Source organism: Pseudomonas edaphica (assembly GCF_965277385.1).
Lineage (GTDB): Bacteria > Pseudomonadota > Gammaproteobacteria > Pseudomonadales > Pseudomonadaceae > Aquipseudomonas > Aquipseudomonas edaphica.
Genome location: NZ_OZ255725.1, coordinates 4,097,241 through 4,118,810 on the forward strand (window position 1 = coordinate 4,097,241; position 21,570 = coordinate 4,118,810).

A 21,570-nucleotide genomic window follows, 5' to 3' on the forward strand; every position below is an offset into this window, starting at 1 on the left:
TATGTCAGCTAAAAATCAGTGACTGACACTCCGCCATCGCAGGCAAGCCAGCTCCCACATTGCCTGTTTTTCAACCGGCTTATAGCTTGGCTTCCTCCACCGGCACATGCATCCGATCGCGGTTGGCCAGGGTCGGAAACAGCTTTATCCACACCCCCGTCACCAACAGCGTACCAATCCCGCCCATGACCACGGCGGGCACGGTGCCGAACCAATGGGCGGTAATCCCCGATTCAAATTCGCCCAGTTGATTGGATGCGCCAATAAACAGACCGTTGACCGCACTGACCCGCCCGCGCATTTCATCCGGGGTCTCCAACTGCACGAACGACGCGCGGATCACCATGCTGATCATGTCCGCCGCGCCCAGCACCACCAGCACCGCCAAGGAGAACCAGAACGACGTCGACAGGCCGAACGCAATGGTTGCCACGCCAAACACACCGACGGCGGTAAACATCACGCGCCCGACATGCCGGTCTACCGAGAACCTCGCCAGCCACAGCGACATCAACAACGCGCCCACCGCTGGCGCCGAACGCAACAGACCCAGGCCCCAGGCGCCGGTCAGCAGGATGTCCTTGGCGAACACCGGCAGCAACGCTGTGGCGCCGCCCAGCAATACGGCAAACAGGTCCAGCGAAATGGCGCCGAGAATGTCCGGGCGGCTGCGAATAAAGCGGATCCCGGCCAGCAGCGAATCCATCGTGGCCTTGGCTTTATTGAGCGGTGTCTGGCGCGCGGGCAGGTTGAGGGTCAGCCCGCAGGCGATCAGGTACAGCACCACGGTTGGGCCATACACCCACACGCTGCCAAACGCATAGAGCAAGCCGCCCAACGCTGGCGCGACGATGGTGGCCAGTTGCTGCGCCGATTGCGACGAGGCCACGGCACGCGGGAACAGCGCGCTCGGCACGATGCTCGGCAGCAGCGCCTGGGTGGTGGGCATCTCAAACGAGCGTGCGGCGCCGAGCAGGAACGCGAGGATAAAGATCATCTCGCGGGTCACGTTGCCGGTCAGGCCGCCGATGGCCAGGGACAAGGCAATCAATGCCTGCACGGTCTGGCAGATGGCGGCGACTTTGCGCCGCTCATAGCGATCGGCCACGTGGCCTGTGTGCAACATGAACAGAACGCGCGGAATGAACTCCACCAGGCCTACCAGGCCCAGGTCCAGCACATTGCCAGTCAGTTGATAGAGGTTCCAGCCGATGGCCACGGTAAGCATCTGGAAACCGCTGGCGGTAAAGATCCGGGCCAGCCAGAACGCGATGAAAGGGCGGTGGTGGCGCAACAGCAATGCGGGTTCACTGGGCATCGGGAAGTCAGGTCTGGAGCAGAGGGTGCAGGCAGATTAGCATCAAGCTGTAACAAATAGTTGCAAGAACTGAGCTGAGACAACCTGTCACGCGTCAATGAACCACACGGCTTTCGTCCGAAAATGGGACTACTCTTTGAGCAATGCTTGATCCAGATCAAAACCGGCCCCGGGATTGATCTGGCGGCCGCAAGGCCAGGATCCCTACGTGATGGGTAAAAAAAGAAACGAATTGAAATTCGCCACACTCCATATCCGTGGGGGCAGTGGGTGCAGGCTCCCGCCAGCAGCCGGTATTACCTGACAGAGGAAGACTTATGTTCGGTTTGGAGGCGCTAGATCTCGCCCGAATTCAATTCGCGTTCACCATCTCGTTTCACATCCTGTTCCCGGCGATCACCATCGGCCTGGCCAGTTATCTTGCGGTGCTGGAAGGCTTGTGGCTCAAGACTCACAACGACACCTACCGTGACCTCTACCATTTCTGGTCGAAGATCTTTGCCGTCAACTTCGGCATGGGGGTGGTTTCGGGCTTGGTCATGGCTTACCAGTTCGGTACCAACTGGAGCCGTTTCTCGGACTTTGCCGGCGCCGTTACCGGACCGCTACTTACCTACGAAGTGCTCACGGCCTTCTTCCTGGAGGCGGGTTTCCTCGGGGTGATGCTGTTCGGCTGGAACAAGGTGGGGCGCAAGCTGCACTTCTTTGCCACGGTGATGGTGGCCGTCGGTACGCTGATTTCGACCTTCTGGATTCTGGCTTCCAACAGCTGGATGCAGACGCCGCAAGGCTTTGAAATTATCGATGGCCGGGTGATTCCTACCGACTGGCTGGCGGTGATCTTCAACCCGTCGTTCCCCTATCGCCTGATGCACATGGCCACGGCAGCCTTTGTGGCCACGGCGTTCTTCGTCGGCTCTTCGGCGGCCTGGCACTTGTTGCGCGGCAAGGACAACCCGGCGATCCGCACCATGCTGTCGATGGCGATGTGGATGGCCCTGATCGTGGCGCCTATCCAGGCGGTGATCGGTGACTTCCATGGCCTCAACACCTTGAAGCACCAACCGGCGAAAATTGCCGCGATTGAAGGCCACTGGGAAAATATCGGCAATGAGCCGACGCCGCTGATCCTGTTCGGCTGGCCCGACATGAAGGCCGAGAAAACCAAATACGCGGTCGAAATTCCGTACCTCGGCAGCCTGATCCTGACCCACTCCCTGGACAAGCAGGTGCCGGCGCTCAAGGAGTTCCCGCCTGAGGATCGCCCCAATTCGACCATTGTGTTCTGGTCGTTCCGGGTCATGGTCGGCCTGGGCTTCCTGATGATCTTCACCGGTCTGTTCAGCCTGTGGCTGCGCCGGGGGGACAAGATGTACACGTCCAAGCCGTTCCTGTACCTGGCGTTGTGGATGGGCCCGTCCGGCCTGATCGCGATTCTTGCCGGTTGGTTCACCACCGAAATCGGCCGCCAGCCGTGGGTGGTCTACGGGTTGATGCGCACGGCGGATGCTTCCTCCGGGCATAGCCTGGCGCAGATGACCATTACGCTGGTGCTGTTTGTGGTGGTGTACTTCGCGCTGTTCGGCGCCGGGTTGGGCTACATGATGCGCCTGGTGCGCAAAGGCCCGCAGACCCACGAGGGCAGCGAGCCAACCCATGGTGGCCCTGGCCAGAAACGTACACCGGCCCGTCCGTTGTCCGCCGCCGATGATGGCAGCGACGACGACCACACCCACATCCAGCACAAGGGGAATTGAGATGGGTATTGATCTTCCGCTGATCTGGGCCGTGATCATCATCTTCGGCATCATGATGTACGTGGTGATGGACGGTTTCGACCTGGGCATCGGCATCCTCTTTCCGTTTATCCCCGGCAAAGTCGACCGCGATGTGATGATGAACACCGTCGCGCCGGTATGGGACGGCAACGAAACCTGGCTGGTACTCGGCGGCGCGGCGCTGTTCGGCGCGTTCCCGCTGGCCTATTCGGTGGTGTTGTCGGCGTTGTACCTGCCGCTGATCCTGATGCTGATCGGGCTGATCTTCCGGGGCGTGGCCTTCGAGTTCCGCTTCAAGGCCAAGGACGACAAGCGTCACCTCTGGGACAAGGCGTTTATCGGTGGCTCCATCGCCGCGACGTTCTTCCAGGGGGTGGCACTGGGGGCGTTTATCGATGGCATTCCGGTGGTGAATCGCCAGTTTGCCGGCGGCTCGCTGGATTGGCTTACGCCATTCACCCTGTTCTGTGGCGTTGCACTGGTGGTCGCCTATGCCTTGCTCGGCTGCACCTGGCTGATCATGAAAACCGAAGGCAAGTTGCAGGAGCAGATGCACAACCTGGCGCGGCCATTGGCGTTTGTGGTGCTGGCAGTGATCGGTATCGTCAGTGTGTGGACGCCGCTGGCGCATCCGGAAATCGCTTCACGCTGGTTCACCCTGCCGAACCTGTTCTGGTTCCTGCCGGTGCCGATTCTGGTGCTGGTGACCATGTACGGCTTGATCCGCGCGGTGGCACGTAATGCGCACTACACGCCGTTCCTGCTGACGCTGGTGCTGATCTTCCTCGGCTACAGCGGCTTGGGCATCAGCCTGTGGCCGAACATCATTCCGCCTTCCGTGTCGATCTGGGACGCCGCTGCTCCACCGCAGAGCCAGGGCTTCATGCTGGTGGGCACGTTGTTCATCATCCCGTTTATCCTGGGCTACACCTTCTGGAGCTACTACGTGTTCCGCGGCAAGGTCACCCACGAAGACGGCTACCACTAGGAGGGTCGTTGTATGTCCGGCAAACCTTCGTTACACGAGATTGAACAGGCCGAGAAACAGCCGTTATGGCGGCGCCTGGGGTGGCTGGCGATGATCTGGACCGGCAGCGTGCTGGCCCTGTTCGTCGTGGCCAGCCTGATGCGCATGTTCATGAATGCGGCCGGCCTGACCACTCACTGATATCCCGATCCGGGCTTTGCGGCCCGGTTTTACAGCCCTCGCTACGAGGGCTTTTTTATTTGCGGGCTTTGAGAATGACGAACTTCGGCGTGGCGGCTACTTGTTCAACGCCACGGAACAAACGCGCCAATTTGCTGTGATAACCCAGGTGGCGGTTGCCGACGATATAAAGGGCACCGCCCACTACCAGGGCTTCGCGCGCCTGCTGGAACATGCGCCAGGCCAGGAAGTCGCCGACCACCTGTTGCTGGTGGAACGGCGGGTTGCACAGCACCACGTCCAGTGACTGGGCTTCCTGGCCGGCGAGGCCATCGGCGGCGCGTACGCTTACATCGCGCGTACCGAAGGCAGCCTGCCAGTTTTCGGCCGCCGACTGCACGGCCATGTAGGACTCATCCACCAGGGTGTACTGCGCGTCGGGGTTTTGCAGGGCACTGGCGATTGCCAACACGCCGTTTCCGCAGCCCAGGTCCGCCACGCGGGCGCTGCCGAGATTGTTTGGCAGGTGCGGGAGGAAGGCACGGGTGCCGATGTCCAGGCCTTCGCGGCAGAACACGTTGGCGTGGTTCAACAGCTCGATGGCCGGTGCGTCCAGGGTGTAGCGGGTAGGGTAGGGCGAGACAGCGGCCGGGCGGGCGTCCACCGTGGCGATCAGCAAACGGGCTTTTTTCAGGGCAAGGGACGCGTGCATCGGGCCGATATAGCGCTCCAGCAACTCGCCCGCCGCCCGTGGCAGGTGCTTGACCATCGCGCCGGCAATCACCTGGGCGCCTGGCGCCAGTTGCCCTTGCAGGCGGATCAACTGCTCCTCCAAAAGGGCCAGGGTCTTTGGCACGCGGATCAGCACGCGGTCGAACGGCCCGGTCGGGACCTGGCTGGCGGGGACGAATGCTACGGCATCAAAAGCTTTGCCATTGCGCACCAGGTTTTTCTCCAGACCCTGGGCTGCCAGAAACGAGTCACCGCTGGACGTCACGTGCACTCGGCCTTCGAGGCTGGCCGCCAAAGCGCCGAAGCTGTCGTTGAGCACCAGCACGCGGGTAGCAGCGCCGGGCTGCTGCTCGGCCAGATAGCTGAGCAGGTACTCATCGGCAGCATCAAAGGCCTGCAACGGGTCATTGTGTTGCTCAGGCTGGCGAATCAGGTCGAGCTGGGCGAAGGGGCTGTCAAGCAGGGGCATGGCGGGGAAGCTCTGGGTCATCGATGGGGCGGCAGCGGGCATGGGCAACCGGCGCAACCATCTGAGTGAACAACGAAGCGGCATCAATGCGCCGTATCAACACTCAGAATTGGCCGTAAATGTTACTTTTTTTTCGATGGGATTACATGCGGTGTTTCTTCAGCGGTTAAAACAACCCTGCTTTGGAAGCACACAGTACGGCGGCAATCTTGTTATTGACCCCCAGTTTTCTCAAGCAACTGCTGATATGAAAGCCCACGGTGCGCTCCGACAGGCACAGGATCGTGGCAATGTCCGAAGCCGTCTTGCCCAGGGCCGACCACCTGAGGATTTCCGTTTCTCGTGGGGTCAATTTGCAAGGCGCTGTGACGCTCGGCTTTTCGGCATAATTTTGTGCCACCGCAGCATGCATCACATGACAAAGCCAGAGCACCTGGCCGGCTTTCTCGTAAAGCTCCTGTGGGCTGACTTCGCCGTTGCTTCTGCCCAGGGTCAGCATGCTGAACACGCCCTGGAAATCGTGCACGGCTTGGGTCCATCCAAAATGCACACCAAACGATTGGGCCAACGACCAGAGGTGGGGTGCGGCGCTGAAGGTTTTTTCATCCCACACGATAGGCAGCACGCTACGTTTGCAGTGGGCGACTACCGGATCGATGTCAAAAAAATGCGCTTGTTTGTAAACGGCATTCCATTCATTGGGGTAGTTATTAAAGTGAATCGGTTTGGTTTGGGTAGCTTGTTGTTGCGAACTCATCGTAAATGAGCAGTATTCGAATCCTAGCTCATAGGTGTGATTGACGACCATCTCATAAATAGTGGTGATCTTGTTCTCACCTTCCAGTTTGGGGAGTCGTGTATTGCGCCAGTTGACCATTTGTAACTCTCCATGGGTGTTGTTGCCTGGGCACGTCCCGGATCCCAGCGAGGTACGGAAATCAGTGTAGGACAAAGCCTACACATCGTAATGTGAAAAAATTTTACTGAATGCCCGTATTTTGTTTGTTTATTACTTATACAATGAGTGGTCGTTTGTACATATAGTGCTTTATGTTCGGGTTATTCCTATAAGTTCAATGGGTTGGTGGTGATATTAAATTGGCATTTGTTTAGTTGCACTGCGACATCTAATGGCCTGTTAGAAGGGGAGAAATAGCTAAATAATTAGTTGGGACTGGATAGCTCCGATCCGAGCGCTTGCGCTGTAACAGCATAGCTGTTGCTCGCACTGGCAATGCCAGTACAAACCACTGGTGTTTCCCTGCGCGACTTTGAGAGACACTAGGGCACCTGTTCAACGGAGCCCCCCATGACGGCCAGCGCTGAGAAATTTACCCGCCAGACCCTGCTCGAAGTGCAATCGCTGACGCCCAGCCTGTTTACCCTGCGCACCAGCCGTGACTCGGGCTTTCGGTTTACCGCCGGCCAGTTTGTGCGCTTGGGCGTGACCAAGGCGGACGGCAGCACGGTGTGGCGCGCCTATTCCATTGTGTCCTCGCCATTTGATGAACACTTGGACTTCTTCTCTATCGTCGTTCCGGGGGGCGAGTTCACCAGTGAATTAAGCCGTCTGCAGGTGGGCGATACCTTGATGGTTGAGCGTCAGGCCACAGGCTATCTGACCTTGAATCGTTTTGTGGACGGGCGTGATCTGTGGCTGCTGGGCACCGGCACGGGGGTGGCACCGTTTCTGTCGATCCTGCAGGACTTCGAGGTCTGGGAAAAATTCGAGCGCATCGTACTGGTGTACAGCGCCCGAGAGGCCAAGGAGCTGGCGTATCAGTCGCTGATTAACACGCTCGGCGAGCGTGAGTACCTGGCCGAGTACGCGCATAAACTCACCTACATTCCCATCGTCACCCGTGAGCAGCACCCTGGGGCACTGAACGGGCGCATCACCACGCTGATCGAGAATGGCGAGTTGGAGCGCGCTGCTGGTGTAGAACTGACCCCGGAGCACTCCCGCGTGCTGATTTGCGGCAACCCGCAGATGGTCGATGACACGCGCCAATTGCTCAAGCAGCGCGACCTGCAACTGAGCCTGAGCCGGCGCCCAGGGCAAGTGGCGGTGGAAAATTACTGGTAATAAAAAAGGCGCCTGAAACAGGCGCCTTTTCCAGGCAAACTCGGGTTAAAGCGGTTTGTCGTTTTGTGCTTTGAGCAGATCACGGATCTCACCCAGCAGCAGCTCTTCCTTGGTCGGCGTCGGCGGCAGGCTTGGGGCCACAGCTTCTTCGCGCTTCAGGCGGTTGATGGCTTTCACGCCCATAAAGATGGCGAAGGCGACGATCACGAAGTCGATGATGCTCTGGATGAACTTGCCATAGGCCAGGACCACAGCGGGCACATCACCCTGCGCGGCCTTGAGGGTTATCGCCAGGTCAGCGAAGTCCACACCACCGATCAACAGACCAATAGGTGGCATCACCACGTCGCCTACAAACGAGGAAACGATTTTACCGAAGGCGGCGCCGATGATGATACCGACGGCCATATCGACCACATTACCTTTGACCGCGAAGGCCTTGAACTCACTGATCACGCCCATAGGTTATTCCTTGTTACAGTTGAGGAGGGTGGAGGTCAGTGTAAGTCAGTCGTAGCCCGCTTGCTCGACACAACCGTTAACACTGTCAATTTTTATCGACCCATTAAATCGCAAATAGTTTGCAAAGTGCCACCAATCGCGCGCGAAATACGCGCTACTTCAGGGGCTTGCCACACTTTTTTCTTAATCAGCCCGGTGGTGTTTTTCTATTTATCTTCTGACTCGCAGGTCACTAGCCTCTGGCAAGCACAACTGAATGTGCACTAAAAAAGCCAGAGGAAACCCCGATGAACACGTCAATGAGCCGCAGGCCTGTTTCCGCGCGATATGCGCTGGGATTGGTCACTGCCAGTCTGCTGTCCCTTTCCGTACAAGCCGCCAACCTGACCCGCGATAACGGCGCCGCCGTGGGGGACAATCAGAATTCACAAACCGCCGGGGCCAATGGCCCGGTGCTGCTGCAAGACGTGCAGCTCATTCAAAAACTGCAGCGCTTTGACCGTGAACGCATCCCGGAGCGCGTGGTTCACGCCCGTGGCACCGGCGCTCATGGCACCTTTACCGTCACCGATAACCTCAGCGACCTGACCAAAGCCAAAGTCTTCGCAGCCGGTGAAGCCACCCCTGTATTCGTGCGTTTCTCTGCCGTGGTGCACGGCAACCATTCCCCGGAAACCCTGCGTGACCCACGCGGTTTCGCCACCAAGTTCTACACCAGCGAAGGTAACTGGGACCTGGTGGGCAATAACTTCCCGACGTTCTTTATCCGCGACGCCATCAAGTTTCCGGACATGGTCCATGCGTTCAAACCTGACCCGCGTACTAACCTTGACGACGACTCGCGTCGTTTTGACTTCTTCTCCCATGTTCCAGAGTCCACCCGCACGCTCACCGAGTTGTATTCCGACTCCGGCACGCCAGCCAGTTATCGCGAAATGGACGGTAACGGCGTACATGCCTACAAGTTGATCAACGCCAAGGGCGAAGTGCATTACGTCAAGTTCCACTGGAAGAGCCTGCAGGGCATCAAGAACCTTGACCCCAAGCAAGTTACCGACGTGCAGGGGCGTGACTACAGTCATATGACTAACGACTTGGTCACTCACATCAACAAGGGCGATTTCCCCAAGTGGGACCTTTACGTGCAAGTGCTGAAACCTGAGGATTTGGCCAAGTTTGATTTCGACCCGCTGGACGCCACCAAGATCTGGCCGAATGTACCGGAACGCAAAGTCGGGCAAATGGTGCTGAACCGCAACCCAGCCAACGTCTTCCAGGAAACCGAGCAAGTGGCCATGGCCCCGGCCAACCTGGTGCCGGGCATCGAGCCGTCGGAAGACCGCCTGCTGCAAGGCCGGGTGTTCTCCTACGCCGACACGCAGATGTACCGCCTGGGGCCGAACGCCCTGCAACTGCCAATCAACGCACCGCGTGTCACCGTCAACAACGGTAACCAGGATGGCGCAATGAACGCCGGCAAGACCACCACGGGCGTGAACTACCAGCCAAGCCGCCTGCTGCCACGAGAAGAACCGCAAGCCGCGCGTTACAGCCAGTCGGCGCTGTCGGGCAGCACCCAGCAGGCGAAGATCCAGCGCGAGCAGAACTTCAAGCAGGCCGGTGACTTGTACCGCTCCTATAGCCAGAAAGAGCGTCAGGACTTGATCGAAAACTTCGGCGGCTCCCTGGCCACCACCGATGACGAGAGCAAGCACATCATCCTGTCGTTCCTCTATAAGGCTGACCCTGAGTACGGCACTGGCGTGACCAGGGTTGCCAAAGGCGACCTGGCGCGCGTCAAGGCGCTGGCAGAAAAACTGACTGACTGACGTTGGTTACGGTCGGCGCCCGCTGATGGGCGTCGACCCCAAGCTGGAGAAAACCCATGCGAATTTCTATCGGTTTACTGATGGCCATGCTGGCCTTTGTCGCCCATGCCGAGTCACCCGACCCGGTCGCGCTCAAGGCTCAGTTGCAGGACTACTATTTCGATGCTGCCCGTCGTGGTGATATCGAGATGCTCAACACGTTCATAGAGTCCGGCTACAGCCTCAACACCCAGGACGACAAGGGTTACACCGCGCTGATCCTTGCCGCCTACCACGGCCAGGCTCCATTCGTGGAACGCCTGCTCAACGCCGGCGCCGACGCCTGTGTGCAGGACAAGCGCGGTAACACCGCATTAATGGGTGCGATCTTCAAAGGCGAGCTGAAAATCGCCCAGCGACTGCTCGCCACCGACTGCAACCCCGACCAGCGCAACGGCGCCGGGCAGACCGCCGCCATGTACGCCGGGCTGTTCAAGCGTGTTGAGTTACTGGATGAGTTAAAGGCCAAAGGCGCCGACCTTAACGCCGAAGACCCGATCGGCAACAGCGCTTCACGTTTGGCCAGTGGTGAAATCCGGACCCCGGCGCCGCGCTGAGCTATCATCGCGGTTTTTCGGTTGGAGGTTCTCAAATGGCAAAGGCCAAGCGCATGTACGGCTGCACCGAGTGCGGCGCGACCTTTCCCAAGTGGGCCGGCCAGTGCACCGAGTGCGGTGCATGGAACACCCTGACGGAAACCATGATCGAAAGCGGCGGCGCCGCAGCCCCCACCGGCCGTGCCGGCTGGACCGGGCAACAGGCGCAGATCAAGACGTTGGCTGAAGTCAGCGTCGAGGAAATCCCACGTTTCTCCACGGCGTCCGGCGAGCTGGACCGCGTGCTCGGCGGCGGGCTGGTGGACGGTTCGGTGGTGCTGATCGGCGGCGACCCCGGCATCGGCAAATCGACCATCCTGCTGCAAACCCTGTGCAGCATTGCCAGCCGCATGCCGGCGCTGTACGTCACGGGTGAGGAGTCCCAGCAGCAAGTGGCCATGCGCGCCCGTCGCCTGGGCTTGCCCCAGGATCAACTGCGGGTCATGACCGAAACCTGCATCGAAAGCATCATCGCCACGGCCCGTATCGAAAAACCCAAGGTCATGGTGATCGACTCGATCCAGACGATTTTCACCGAGCAGCTGCAATCGGCACCCGGCGGCGTGTCCCAGGTGCGCGAAAGTGCGGCGCTGCTGGTGCGGTATGCCAAGCAGAGCGGTACGGCGATTTTTCTGGTGGGCCACGTGACCAAAGAGGGCGCCTTGGCCGGGCCGCGAGTGCTTGAGCATATGGTCGACACCGTGCTGTATTTCGAAGGCGAATCCGATGGCCGCCTGCGTTTGCTGCGGGCGGTGAAGAACCGTTTCGGCGCGGTCAACGAATTGGGCGTGTTCGCCATGACTGACCGAGGCTTGAAAGAAGTCTCCAACCCCTCGGCAATTTTTCTTACCCGTGCCCAGGAAGAAGTGCCTGGCAGTGTGGTGATGGCGACGTGGGAAGGTACCCGGCCAATGTTGGTGGAAGTGCAGGCGCTGGTGGATGACAGCCACTTGGCCAACCCGCGCCGGGTCACCCTCGGCCTGGATCAGAACCGCCTGGCGATGTTGCTCGCTGTGCTGCACCGTCACGGCGGTATTCCCACCCATGACCAGGACGTATTCCTCAACGTGGTCGGCGGGGTCAAGGTGCTGGAAACCGCCTCCGACCTGGCGTTGATGGCGGCGGTGATGTCGAGCCTGCGCAATCGCCCGCTGCCCCATGACTTGCTGGTATTCGGCGAAGTCGGCCTGTCGGGCGAGGTACGCCCGGTGCCGAGTGGCCAGGAGCGCCTGAAAGAAGCGGCCAAGCACGGTTTCAAACGCGCGATCGTGCCCAAGGGCAATGCGCCGAAGGAAATGCCGGCAGGGTTGAAGGTCATTGGCGTCACGCGCCTTGAACAGGCGCTGGATGCCTTGTTCGAGTAATCAGTACCACTGCAAAACCAATGTGGGAGCTGGCTTGCCTGCGATGCAGGCACCGCGGTCTTTCAGGAAGACCGAGGTGAATCTATCGCAGGCAAGCCAGCTCCCACATTTCGTCAGTGTTGGCTGTTAGATTTCCAGCAGCGCCGCTAACTCACGGTGCAGCTCTTCCTCATCCCCGAGGTTCAGCTCAATCAACCGCCGCAAATGGCTGATCGACTCCAGGTCTATGTGCTCACACACAAACCCCAACTGCCCATGATCATCGTGGGCCAGCCTTACCTGCATCTTTATATGCGCTTGCGGATCCAGACGGATATCCACATCAAACGGCTGTGCGCGATTGCCCTGCCAATCATCAGGGCGCAGCACCAACAAACCTTTGAGCGACAAATCCACCAATCGCACCGGCCAATTCCAGCGGTCTTGCGCAATGGTCGTTCGGGCATCAAAGGCAATACGCCGAAAACGGCGCCGATCTGACGGTTGCTCGCTCATGGTCAAACCCTCTGGAGATAAGGGGATTGTAGCCCTGCGCCATCATCGGGCCTTTATTTCTGCTTTTTTTACGGTTGCAAGGCTCTAGACCAACGTAGGGGGGTGGCCTTTAAGGCCAACAGCGCTAAACTCGGGCTGGCTGTCTTTCTGTCCACCCTGGCTGGAATATAAAAATGAAAAATAATAATAGCCTGCTACGCCACCTACCCTGGCTGGTGCTGGCAATCGTAGGAGCGTGCGCCCTGGGCGTAGTGGCCTTGCGCCGCGGCGAGGCGATCAACGCCTTGTGGATTGTGGTTGCTGCTGTCGCCATCTACCTGGTTGCGTACCGTTACTACAGTCTGTTCATCGCTAACAATGTGATGCAGCTCGATCCACGGCGGGCCACCCCCGCAGTGCTCAACAATGACGGCCTGGACTATGTGCCGACCAACAAACACATCCTCTTTGGGCACCACTTTGCGGCGATTGCCGGCGCAGGTCCGCTGGTCGGCCCAGTATTGGCGGCGCAAATGGGCTACCTGCCCGGCACGCTTTGGCTGATTGCCGGTGTGGTGCTGGCCGGTGCGGTGCAGGACTTCATGGTGCTGTTCCTGTCCACTCGTCGCAACGGCCGTTCCCTGGGGGACATGGTTCGCGAAGAGATGGGCCGCATTCCGGGGACCATCGCGTTGTTCGGCTGCTTCCTGATCATGATCATCATCCTCGCGGTGCTGGCGCTGATCGTGGTCAAGGCCCTGGCCGAGAGCCCGTGGGGCATCTTCACGGTGATGGCGACCATCCCGATCGCGATGTTCATGGGCGTGTACATGCGCTACATCCGTCCGGGCCGCATTGGCGAAATTTCGGTCATCGGCGTGCTGTTGCTGCTGGGTTCGATCTGGCTGGGCGGGCAGATTGCCGCTGACCCGGTGTGGGCCAAGGCTTTCTCGTTCACCGGTATCCAGATCACCTGGATGCTGATCGGCTACGGTTTCGTGGCGGCGGTATTGCCGGTGTGGCTGATTTTGGCACCGCGTGACTACCTCTCCACCTTCCTCAAAATCGGCACCATCATCGCCCTGGCGATCGGCATTCTGGTCACCATGCCAGAGCTGAAAATGCCGGCCCTCACCCAATTCATCGATGGCACCGGTCCGGTTTGGAAGGGCGGCCTGTTCCCGTTCCTGTTTATTACCATTGCCTGTGGCGCGGTCTCGGGTTTCCACGCACTGATTTCCTCGGGCACCACGCCCAAGCTGCTGGATAACGAAGTCAACTCGCGCTACATCGGTTACGGCGCGATGCTGATGGAGTCGTTCGTGGCCATCATGGCCATGGTTGCCGCCTCGGTGATCGAGCCCGGCGTGTATTTCGCCATGAACAGCCCGGCCGCCGTGGTCGGTGGTGATGTGGTGACTGTGGCGCAAACCGTCAGCAGCTGGGGCTTTGCAATTACCCCGGAAGCCTTGACGGCCGTGGCCCATGACATCGGCGAAACCACCATCCTGGCGCGTGCCGGCGGTGCGCCGACCCTGGCGGTCGGTATCGCGCAGATCCTGCACAGTGTGCTGCCGGGTGAAAACACCATGGCGTTCTGGTACCACTTTGCGATCCTGTTCGAAGCATTGTTCATCCTGACCGCAGTCGACGCCGGCACCCGTGCGGGGCGCTTCATGCTCCAGGATTTGCTCGGCTCCTTCGTACCGTCGCTCAAGCGTACCGAGTCCTGGACCGCTAACTTGATTGCTACGGCAGGTTGCGTGGCGATGTGGGGTTACCTGCTGTACCAAGGCGTGATCGACCCGCTGGGCGGCATCAATACCTTGTGGCCGCTGTTCGGTATCTCCAACCAGATGCTCGCCGGTATCGCGCTGATGCTCGCCACCGTTGTGCTGATCAAAATGAAGCGCCAGCGCTACATTTGGGTGACCATGCTGCCGGCAGTCTGGCTGCTGATCTGCACCACCACCGCAGGCTTCATCAAGCTGTTCGACGCTAACCCGGCGATTGGCTTCCTGTCGCTGGCCAAGAAGTACAGCGATGCCCTGGCCAACGGCCAGATCCTCGCACCGGCCAAGAACATCGACCAGATGCAGCACGTGATCTGGAACGCTTACACCAACGCAACGCTGACGGCGCTGTTCCTGTTCGTGGTCTTCAGCATCCTGTTCTATGCGCTCAAGGTCGGCGTCGCCGCCTGGGGCAACAAAGAGCGCACGGATAAAGAAGCCCCGTTCCAGGCTGTACCGGACGCGTAAACGAGGATTGCAACCATGTTCAATGACATCAGTCGCCTCGGTAAATACCTCGGTCAGGCCGCGCGCCTGATGGTCGGCATGCCGGACTACGACACCTACGTCGAGCATATGCAAACCAAGCACCCGGACAAACCGGTGATGGACTACAAGGCGTTCTTCCGCGAACGCCAGGAAGCCCGTTACGGTGGCAAGGGTGGGCCTAAGTGCTGCTGACCCGGTATTCGGGTTAGCGCTTCTCCCTGTGGGAGCAAGGCTTTATGTGGGAGCTGGCTTGCCTGCGATAGCATCACCTCGGTCTGCCTGATAGACCGAGTTGCTTGCATCGCAGGCAAGCCAGCTCCCACATGGGTCTGCTCCCACATTTGTTTCTGTGTTCCTTCAAGGAGAATTTTTTGTCCTCTCCCATCCCCGTCACCATCCTCAGCGGCTTCCTCGGCGCCGGCAAAACCACCTTGCTGCGCCACCTGCTCAAGGCTGAGCACGGCCTCAAAATCGCCGTGATCGAAAACGAATTCAGTGATGCCGGTATCGACACCCAACTGTTGGGCGCCGAACCGGTGCAAGTCATGACCCTGTCCAACGGTTGCGTGTGCTGCACTATCCACACCGACCTGACCAAAGCCCTGTACCTGCTGCTCGAGCGCCTGGACAGCGGCGAGATCGCCTTCGACCGCCTGGTGATCGAGTGCACCGGCCTGGCCGACCCTGCGCCTGTGGCCCAGACCTTTTTCATCGACGAGGAGCTGCGCGAGCGCTACATCCTCGACGGCATCATCACCTTGGTGGACGCGGCCCATGCTGAGCACCACCTGACCCAGACCATCGCCCAGGCTCAGATCGGTTTTGCCGACCGCCTGCTGGTGAGCAAGCGCGACCTGGTGGATGAGGCATCCTTCGACGCCCTCAGCCAGCGCTTGACCCGCATCAACCGCCGTGCGCCGATTCGGGTGGTCGACCACGGCAAAATCGACCTGGCCGAACTGCTCGACGTGCGCGGCTTTAATCTCAACGCGGGCATGACCCTGCGCCCGGTCAGTGCCGCGCCGTCCATCGACCGTATTTCCAGCCTGGTGCTGCGCACCGACCAGCCGCTGGATATCGACCGGCTCAGCGAGTTTATGAACGAACTGCTGGAGGACCATGGCAAACAACTGCTGCGCTACAAAGGCGTACTGAATATTGCCGGGGAAGACCGGCGCATGGTGTTCCAGGGCGTGCTCAAGCTTTACGGTTTCGATTGGGACACCGAATGGGCCGAGGGTGAGGCGCGCGAAAGTGTGATTGTGTTTATTGCTGATGAGTTGCCGGAAGCCAAGATTCGCGAGGGCTTTGCCCGGGTCTACCAACCCTGACTCGAAATGCATTCAAAATGTGGGAGCTGGCTTGCCTGCGATGGCGGTGGGTCAGCTAATGATGTGCCAACTGACAGGCCGCTATCGCAGGCAAGCCAGCTCCCACATTGAACCGTATTTCAATTTGAGAACGGCCATAAAAAAGCCCGGCTCAAGAGCCGGGCTTTTTATTCAAGCAACTGCAATCAAGCGCCGTACACCGGCAGTTTTTTGCAGATGGCCTTGACCTTCTCACGGACCGCGTCAATCACGGCTTCGTTGTTCAGGTCAGCCAGGATGTCGCAGATCCAGCCGGCCAGTTCCTTGCACTCTGCTTCTTTAAAGCCACGAGTGGTCACAGCCGGGGTGCCGAAGCGCAGGCCGGAGGTGACGAATGGCGAACGTGGGTCGTTCGGCACGGAGTTTTTGTTCACGGTGATGAAGGCTTTGCCCAGTGCGGCGTCAGCATCTTTACCGGAGATGTCCTGCTTGATCAGCGACAGCAGGAACAGGTGGTTTTCAGTACCGCCGGACACCACGTCAAAGCCGCGCTCGATAAACACGCTGGCCATGGTCTGGGCGTTCTTCACCACTTGCTGCTGGTAAGTCTTGAACTCAGGCTGCAGGGCTTCTTTGAAGCAGATCGCTTTAGCGGCGATCACGTGCTCCAGCGGGCCACCTTGGGCGCCTGGGAATACGGCAGAGTTCAGCTTCTTCTCGATCTCGGCGTTGGCGCGAGCCAGGATCAGGCCGCCACGTGGACCGCGCAGGGTCTTGTGCGTGGTGGTGGTCACGACGTCAGCGAAAGGCACCGGGTTCGGGTAGACGCCAGCGGCGACCAGACCGGCTACGTGAGCCATATCAACGAAGAGATATGCGCCGACTTTGTCAGCGATAGCGCGGAAACGTGGGAAATCCAGGATCTGCGAGTAGGCAGAGAAACCGGCCACGATCATTTTTGGCTTGTGCTCAACGGCCAGGCGCTCGACTTCGTCGTAGTCGATCAGGCCGTTGGCATCGATACCGTATTGAACGGCGTTGTACAGCTTGCCGGAGGAGGAAACGCTGGCGCCGTGGGTCAGGTGACCGCCGTGGGCCAGGCTCATGCCCAGGATGGTGTCGCCGCCTTGCAGCAGGGCCAGGTACACGGCGCTGTTGGCTTGGGAACCGGCGTGTGGCTGAACGTTGGCGTAATCGGCGCCGAACAGTTCCTTGGCACGGTCGATTGCCAGTTGCTCAACCACGTCGACGTACTCGCAACCACCGTAGTAGCGCTTGCCTGGGTAGCCTTCGGCGTATTTGTTGGTCAGAACCGAACCTTGAGCCTCCATCACCGCAGGGCTGGTGTAGTTTTCCGAAGCGATCAGCTCAATGTGCTCTTCCTGGCGCACGGCTTCTTGCTCCATGGCGGCGAAGAGATCGGCGTCGTACTTGGCAATAGTCAAATCACGGCTGAACATGGCGGTCCTCAAGGATCGGGGGCAGAAAAGGAAGGCATTCTAACCCAATGGGTTTTAGATGGCATATGAAAGGACATCATGTCGCGGACAAGTGGGGCTCATCCAGGGATGGGCGGTGCCTGTACTGGCCCTATCGCAGGCAAGCCAGCTCCCACACCTGAAGGTATTCACAATTCAAAATGTGGGAGCTGGCTTGCCTGCGATAGGGCCATCAGCCCCACCACAAGGCTTCAGTCGAACATGAACAGCGCATCATTGCTGAACTGCGCCTCAAACCGATTTGCCGGCATTGGCCGCCCAAACAGATAACCCTGCACCTCATCACAGCCATGTTCACGCAGGAAATCCAGCTGCTCATGGGTTTCCACGCCCTCGGCGATCACCGCCAGGTTGAGGCTGTGGGCCATGGCGATAATCGCGCGGGCAATTTGCGCGTCCTGCTCGCCGGACGGCAGGCCGTCGACGAAAGTTCGGTCGATCTTCAACACATCGATGGGGAATTGCTTGAGGTAGTTGAGCGACGAATAACCGGTGCCGAAGTCGTCCACCGCAATGCTCAGGCCCAGGTTTTTCAGGCTGGCGAGGATCTGCATGGCCTCGTTGACTTCGCGCATCAGGATACTTTCGGTCAGCTCCAGCTCCAGGCACGCCGGCGGCAGGCCGGTGTCCTTGAGAATAGTGGCGATGCGTTCGCCCAACTGCCCATCGGAGAATTGACGCGCCGAGATGTTCACCGAGACTTTCGGCACGCGCACCTTGTTCTGGTGCCAGGTCTTGAGCTGGCGGCAGGCTTCCGCGATCACCCAGTCGCCCACGTCTACCACCAGCCCCAATTCCTCCAGTACCGGGATGAAATCCCCCGGCGGCACCAGCCCTCGGCGTGGGTGACGCCAGCGCAGCAGGGCTTCGGCGCCGGTCAGGCGCTTGCCGTCGCCGCTGAACTGCGGTTGGTAATACAGCACGAATTCGTTCTGGTCCAAGGCGTGGCGCAGGTCGCTCTCCAGCTCCAGGCGCTCCAGGGCGCTGGCATTCATGTCCGCCTGGTAGAACTGGAAGTTGTTCTTGCCGCGCTCTTTGGCGTGGTACATCGCCGTGTCGGCGTTTTTCATCAGTTGGCTCAGTTCGTTGCCGTCCTGCGGGCTTAAGGCGATGCCGATACTGGCGGTCACAAAGAACTCGCGGCCCTCCAGTACAAATGGCTTCACCAGGCTCGCCAGGATCTGCTCGGCCACGGTAATTGCGCGGTTCAGCGCCATCTCGCGGCTGACCCGCGGTTGCAGCAGCAAGGTGAACTCGTCGCCGCCCATACGTGCCACGGTGTCGTCTTCGGCCACGCAGCCCAGCAGGCGGGTGGCCATTTCCTTGAGCATGCGGTCGCCGGCGGCGTGGCCCAGGGAGTCGTTGATCGGTTTGAAACGGTCGAGGTCGAGGAACATCAGTACCACCCACGACTTTTGCCGTTCGGCCGACTGCAACGCGGTGTGCAGGCGGTCCTGGAACAGCGTGCGGTTGGGCAGGTGAGTCAAGGCGTCGTAATACGCCAGGCGGTGGATGCGCTGTTCGCTGGCCTTGCGCTCGCTGATATCACTGAAGAAACACACGTAGCTGGCCAGGTCGCCTTCATCGTCGAACACGGCAGTAATGCCGACCCAGGCCGGGTAATGCTCGCCATTGCGCCGCTTGAGCCACACTTCACCTTCCCAGGTGCTGTGCTGATGCAGCTGCTTGAGCACGTAACGCAGGTGCGCCTCCTGCTGTTCATCCACCGTGAGCATGTTCGGCAATTGATCCAGCACATCTGCTACTGCATAGCCGCTGACCCGGCTGAACGCCTCGTTGGCCTGCACGATATAACCGGCCGGGTCGGTGATCAGGATCGCCGAGGTTGAGTGCTCGAATACCGTGGCCGCCATGCGCAGGTCTTTTTCGGCGCGGCGTTGCTGGCTGATATCGCGGCCCACACCCAGGATGCCTTCAAACGCGCCGTGTTCGTCCCAAACCAGCACCAGGCGCAACTCGATCGGCACCTTGCGGCCGTCGGCGCGCAGGCAGTCGAACAGGAACAGTTGGGTGTGGATATCATCACGCAGTCTGTTCAGCGCCTCGGGGTCGCCGAGCGCACGGCTGACCTGTTCCACCAAACTGTAGATGCCGGTCAGTTGCTGCGGGTTGGCGATGATCGACTGCCAGCCGTTCTTGAACACCCAGTCCACGTCATAACCCAGCACGGCGTTGACTGATGGGCTGATGTAATTGAGGGCAAGCTGGCTGTCGGTGGAGCAGATCACGTCGCTGATGCTTTCGGCCAGCATGCGGTAGCGCTGCTCGCTGTCACGCAGGGATTCACTGGCTTCGATCTGGTCGGTGATGTCCTTGGCCACGCCGATGATCCGCGTGACCACCGCGGTTTTATCCCGCGCCAGCGCTTGCTCACGGATATCAAAGCGCCGCCACTGGTTATTGCGATGGCGAAAGCGCAGTTGGCATTGCAGTTGGGTGGTGTAGCCGACCTCGCGCTGTTGCAGGCGCAAGTCGTGGTAATACTCGGCATCCTCGGGGTGCAGCAGGATTTCCCAGAAGTACTCGCCCATTTGCTGCAGTTCGGCCTTGTTGTAGCCGAGGGTATGGCCCAAATGGTGGTTGCTGAAAATCATGCGCTGGCTGATCACGTCCTGCACATACAGGTGATCAGGCACGGTGCGCACCACGTCCGACCAGAAACTCTCACGCTCCACCAGCGACAGTTCGATCAGCTTGCGGCTGGTGATATCGCTGATGCTGAGAATCACGGCCTTGAAGTCGTCCTGCTGCTCCGGCAGGCGCATCACCAGCCACAGATATTGGTCATTGCCGGCCTCGTCATTGAGCTGGATTTCCAGCTCCAGCTGTTTTTGCTGGGTCAGAACGGCTTCGAGCACTTGATAGCCGATGGCGGTGGCATTGCTTGGGCAATCATCGATCAGGCGTTCCCAGGCTTGCTCGCATGAGCCGACATTCAGCAGGCGCACGGCCACCTGGTTGACCTCGGTAATGCGCAGTTCCTTGAGCAGTTGCTGGCGCCCGGCGGTGTTGTTGAGCAACCAGACCTGCAATTGCTCACGGGTCTGCACGTGGGTCTTGTCAAAAAACGCCTTGAGCCCCGACAGATCCAACACGCACAGGGCCACGCCGGTGCCTTCGAAAATATCCTGATAACGCCGGCGGCCTTCATGCACCTGGCGCTGGCGGCGGCGCATGTTCAGCAGCACGATCAGCGGGATCAGCGAGAACGCCAGGCCCAGCAGGCATTTGCCGATAAACGCCGGCAGCAGTTGCTCCAGCACCGCGCTGCGGTCAAACAGGCCGCGCAATTGCCAATCGCTTTTACTCAGGGGCGTAACCAGCACGCTTTTGTTCAATTCATCCGGCGTCAGCGCCGCGGCCCATTGCGCAGGCATGCCACTGTCGCGGCTGACCACGCGGTGGTTCAGGCGGTTCTCGATGGCCCACATCGGGCGCTGGCCCTGGCCGTCCTGGCGGGTGAGGTTGCTCAGGTAGCTGGGCGCCAGGCGCAAGGCCCAGTACATTTTCGAGCCGCCGCTGGGCTGCTGAAGCAACAGATAGATCAGGGTGCCGTCGGGGCTGTTGCTCAAGTAATAAGGTTGTGAGTGGCTGCGCTGCACCAGCTCTTCAAGCCAGGCGCGGTCCTGGCTGCCTTTGGCGCTGTCGCTGATCAGCGCGCCGCTGGGGGCGAGCAGGGCGAAACTGCGCAGCTCCGGCAACGAGCGTTGCAAGGTGCGCATCAGCGCCTGTTGTTGCTCGTCGTTGCGCGGCGGCTCGACCATCGGCAGCAGGTTCAAGGCGATTTTCGCGCTCAGGGCCATGTTCAGGCTGATCTGTTCAGCCAGGTCGGCGCTGTAATCGATGGTGTATTGCTGTTGGTTTTTCTGGTTTTGCTGCAGTTGGTCCAACAGCTGCCAGAACAATAACGCCAGCAGCACCAGCACCAGCATCGCCAGTGCGCCTTTTAAAGTGCCGTGCAGGGGCGCGCCCGGCGCTATATGAGCGGCGCGCAAGGGCGTGGGCGGCGTGACTTTGGACAAGCTGTGATCCTGCGGTTTGGCTGGACTGGCGCGCGACGTGCACTATAAGCCGGACGCCCGGAGGGCGGCTAGCATGCCTTGCCTTGTGGCAAAGTGCCAGCCCCGCTTGGCTGGACTGCCCAAGCGCATTCAGGTAGCTTTG

At 59.7% G+C, this 21,570-nt stretch carries 17 protein-coding genes; 10 read left to right on the forward strand and 7 right to left on the reverse strand.

From position 1 onward, the window contains the following. Positions 1-79: 79 nt before the first annotated feature. Entirely contained in the window at positions 80-1,318 is a 1,239-nt protein-coding gene (locus tag ACQY47_RS18650) for an MFS transporter (RefSeq protein WP_017139318.1), read from the reverse strand. A 317-nt stretch (positions 1,319-1,635) separates the two neighbouring features. Between ACQY47_RS18650 and ACQY47_RS18655 the strand changes: the two genes are divergently transcribed. Genes ACQY47_RS18655 through ACQY47_RS18665 form a run of 3 tightly spaced genes read left to right on the forward strand, consistent with a single transcriptional unit; the run spans position 1,636 to position 4,264 of the window. Continuing rightward, on the forward strand, positions 1,636-3,075 hold the full coding sequence (locus ACQY47_RS18655; RefSeq protein ID WP_017139317.1) for a cytochrome ubiquinol oxidase subunit I: 1,440 nt from the start codon (positions 1,636-1,638) through the stop codon (positions 3,073-3,075). A 1-nt stretch (position 3,076) separates the two neighbouring features. Then, positions 3,077-4,084 (forward strand): cytochrome d ubiquinol oxidase subunit II, encoded by a 1,008-nt coding sequence (gene cydB, locus ACQY47_RS18660; RefSeq protein WP_138453261.1) that lies wholly within the window; start codon positions 3,077-3,079, stop codon positions 4,082-4,084. Positions 4,085-4,096: 12 nt separating this feature from the next. Then, a complete protein-coding gene (locus ACQY47_RS18665; RefSeq protein ID WP_010206690.1) occupies positions 4,097-4,264 on the forward strand; it encodes a DUF2474 domain-containing protein in 168 nt (55 codons plus the stop codon). Between the two features lie 55 nt (positions 4,265-4,319). Here ACQY47_RS18665 and ACQY47_RS18670 read toward each other — a convergent pair whose 3' ends face one another. Both ACQY47_RS18670 and ACQY47_RS18675 read right to left on the reverse strand, forming a co-directional pair. Beyond that, complete coding sequence (locus tag ACQY47_RS18670) at positions 4,320-5,444, reverse strand: methyltransferase (protein WP_017139314.1); 1,125 nt, start codon at positions 5,442-5,444, stop codon at positions 4,320-4,322. 166 nt (positions 5,445-5,610) lie between these two features. Next, entirely contained in the window at positions 5,611-6,321 is a 711-nt protein-coding gene (locus ACQY47_RS18675; protein WP_017139313.1) for a helix-turn-helix transcriptional regulator, read from the reverse strand. 432 nt (positions 6,322-6,753) lie between these two features. On the opposite strand from ACQY47_RS18675, the gene ACQY47_RS18680 reads away from it, so the two are divergent. Then, positions 6,754-7,530 carry a ferredoxin--NADP reductase gene (locus tag ACQY47_RS18680; RefSeq protein WP_428550894.1) on the forward strand — a complete coding sequence of 259 codons (777 nt, stop codon included), beginning with the start codon at positions 6,754-6,756 and terminating at the stop codon, positions 7,528-7,530. Positions 7,531-7,575: 45 nt separating this feature from the next. Here ACQY47_RS18680 and mscL read toward each other — a convergent pair whose 3' ends face one another. Then, the gene (gene mscL / locus ACQY47_RS18685) at positions 7,576-7,992 is read right to left on the reverse strand and encodes a large-conductance mechanosensitive channel protein MscL (protein WP_017139311.1); all 417 of its coding nucleotides are present in this window, start codon (positions 7,990-7,992) and stop codon (positions 7,576-7,578) included. Positions 7,993-8,279: 287 nt separating this feature from the next. Between mscL and ACQY47_RS18690 the strand changes: the two genes are divergently transcribed. From ACQY47_RS18690 to radA, 3 genes are read left to right on the forward strand one after another with little or no spacing between them, the layout of a single operon-like run. Beyond that, positions 8,280-9,821 carry a catalase gene (locus ACQY47_RS18690; RefSeq protein ID WP_428550897.1) on the forward strand — a complete coding sequence of 514 codons (1,542 nt, stop codon included), beginning with the start codon at positions 8,280-8,282 and terminating at the stop codon, positions 9,819-9,821. 56 nt (positions 9,822-9,877) lie between these two features. After that, a complete protein-coding gene (locus ACQY47_RS18695) occupies positions 9,878-10,417 on the forward strand; it encodes an ankyrin repeat domain-containing protein (RefSeq protein WP_017139309.1) in 540 nt (179 codons plus the stop codon). Positions 10,418-10,452: 35 nt separating this feature from the next. Then, complete coding sequence (gene radA, locus ACQY47_RS18700) at positions 10,453-11,820, forward strand: DNA repair protein RadA (RefSeq protein ID WP_138451911.1); 1,368 nt, start codon at positions 10,453-10,455, stop codon at positions 11,818-11,820. A 126-nt stretch (positions 11,821-11,946) separates the two neighbouring features. Here radA and ACQY47_RS18705 read toward each other — a convergent pair whose 3' ends face one another. After that, a complete protein-coding gene (locus ACQY47_RS18705) occupies positions 11,947-12,315 on the reverse strand; it encodes a PilZ domain-containing protein (protein WP_428550902.1) in 369 nt (122 codons plus the stop codon). A 173-nt stretch (positions 12,316-12,488) separates the two neighbouring features. Here ACQY47_RS18705 and ACQY47_RS18710 point away from each other — a divergent pair, with 173 nt between their 5' ends. From ACQY47_RS18710 to yjiA, 3 genes are all read left to right on the forward strand, one after another. Then, positions 12,489-14,555, forward strand: coding sequence for a carbon starvation CstA family protein (locus ACQY47_RS18710; RefSeq protein WP_017139303.1), 2,067 nt, complete (start codon positions 12,489-12,491; stop codon positions 14,553-14,555). 15 nt (positions 14,556-14,570) lie between these two features. Beyond that, positions 14,571-14,768 (forward strand): YbdD/YjiX family protein, encoded by a 198-nt coding sequence (locus ACQY47_RS18715; protein ID WP_003194308.1) that lies wholly within the window; start codon positions 14,571-14,573, stop codon positions 14,766-14,768. 131 nt (positions 14,769-14,899) lie between these two features. Further along, positions 14,900-15,907 carry a GTPase gene (gene yjiA, locus ACQY47_RS18720; protein WP_017139302.1) on the forward strand — a complete coding sequence of 336 codons (1,008 nt, stop codon included), beginning with the start codon at positions 14,900-14,902 and terminating at the stop codon, positions 15,905-15,907. Positions 15,908-16,092: 185 nt separating this feature from the next. Here the strand turns inward: yjiA and glyA are convergent, their stop codons facing one another. Both glyA and ACQY47_RS18730 read right to left on the reverse strand, forming a co-directional pair. Next, positions 16,093-17,346 (reverse strand): serine hydroxymethyltransferase, encoded by a 1,254-nt coding sequence (glyA, locus tag ACQY47_RS18725; RefSeq protein ID WP_053137906.1) that lies wholly within the window; start codon positions 17,344-17,346, stop codon positions 16,093-16,095. Positions 17,347-17,576: 230 nt separating this feature from the next. Continuing rightward, positions 17,577-21,428 carry a sensor domain-containing protein gene (locus ACQY47_RS18730; protein ID WP_428550909.1) on the reverse strand — a complete coding sequence of 1,284 codons (3,852 nt, stop codon included), beginning with the start codon at positions 21,426-21,428 and terminating at the stop codon, positions 17,577-17,579. Positions 21,429-21,570: the final 142 nt, after the last annotated feature.